This window comes from Listeria fleischmannii subsp. fleischmannii LU2006-1 (assembly GCF_000344175.1).
Lineage (GTDB): Bacteria > Bacillota > Bacilli > Lactobacillales > Listeriaceae > Listeria > Listeria fleischmannii.
Genome location: NZ_ALWW01000084.1, coordinates 1 through 1030, shown reverse-complemented (window position 1 = coordinate 1030; position 1030 = coordinate 1). Strand labels below are relative to the sequence as shown.

The 1030-nt window shown below is 45.7% G+C and carries 7 tRNA genes; all 7 read left to right on the top strand.

Features of this window, described 5'->3' with window-relative positions:
* The first annotated feature begins 100 nt into the window (after positions 1-100).
* The 7 genes from LFLEISCH_RS14305 (at position 101) to LFLEISCH_RS14275 (ending at position 733) form a co-directional block, all read left to right on the top strand.
* Positions 101-173 (top strand) — tRNA-Lys (locus LFLEISCH_RS14305).
* 6 nt (positions 174-179) lie between these two features.
* Positions 180-261 (top strand) — tRNA-Leu (locus LFLEISCH_RS14300).
* A gap of 11 nt (positions 262-272) precedes the next feature.
* Positions 273-344: transfer RNA gene (locus LFLEISCH_RS14295), tRNA-Gly, on the top strand.
* Positions 345-367: 23 nt separating this feature from the next.
* A tRNA-Leu gene (locus LFLEISCH_RS14290) sits at positions 368-456 on the top strand.
* An 18-nt stretch (positions 457-474) separates the two neighbouring features.
* Positions 475-548 (top strand) — tRNA-Arg (locus LFLEISCH_RS14285).
* An 11-nt stretch (positions 549-559) separates the two neighbouring features.
* Positions 560-636: transfer RNA gene (locus LFLEISCH_RS14280), tRNA-Pro, on the top strand.
* 21 nt (positions 637-657) lie between these two features.
* Positions 658-733: transfer RNA gene (locus tag LFLEISCH_RS14275), tRNA-Ala, on the top strand.
* Positions 734-1030: the final 297 nt, after the last annotated feature.

The following is a 1030-nucleotide window of genomic DNA, read 5'->3' as shown; positions in this document are numbered from 1 at the left end:
TCAGTTGGTAGAGCAACTGATTTGTAATCAGTAGGTCGCGAGTTCGACTCTTGCAGCCGGCACCATTTTCTAACATAGGAATACATAAAATTTGTATCGAGAGCCGTTAGCTCAGTTGGTAGAGCATCTGACTTTTAATCAGAGGGTCGCAGGTTCGAACCCTGCACGGCTCACTCTTTGCGGGTGTGGCGGAATTGGCAGACGCACCAGATTTAGGATCTGGCGCCGCGAGGCGTGGGGGTTCAAGTCCCTTCACCCGCACTTATTTATATGCGGAAGTAGTTCAGTGGTAGAACATCACCTTGCCAAGGTGGGGGTCGCGGGTTCGAACCCCGTCTTCCGCTTAAGTTTCTTTTTTTATGCCCTTGCCGGGGTGGCGGAACTGGCAGACGCACAGGACTTAAAATCCTGCGGGTAGTGATACCCGTACCGGTTCGATTCCGGTCCTCGGCACCATTTTTAATTTAATATATTGCGCCCGTAGCTCAACTGGATAGAGTACCTGACTACGAATCAGGCGGTTGGAGGTTCGACTCCTTCCGGGCGCGCTTGTTATTTACGGGAAGTAGCTCAGCTTGGTAGAGCACTTGGTTTGGGACCAAGGGGTCGCAGGTTCAAATCCTGTCTTCCCGACCATTATTATAATTATACTTATTTGGGGCCTTAGCTCAGCTGGGAGAGCGCCTGCTTTGCACGCAGGAGGTCAGCGGTTCGATCCCGCTAGGCTCCACCAAATTATTTTTTTGAAAAGTTATTGACAAGTTTACAAAAAAAATAGTAAGATATAAGAGTTGCTGAAATAAGCAATGGTGACCTTTGAAAACTGAACAGAACGAAGATGAAAAAGCGATGAAACAGATGTTTCACCAATCAATTCATAGGACAGGAAACAAAAAGATGTTTCCAAAAAAACTAGTAAGAAGCTAGCAAAGTCAATTTGTGATGCTAAGGAAACTTATTCACAGTGTTGAATAAAGTATTCAAATTCGTATTTAACATTTTAAAGATGAGTTTGATCCTGGCTCAGGAC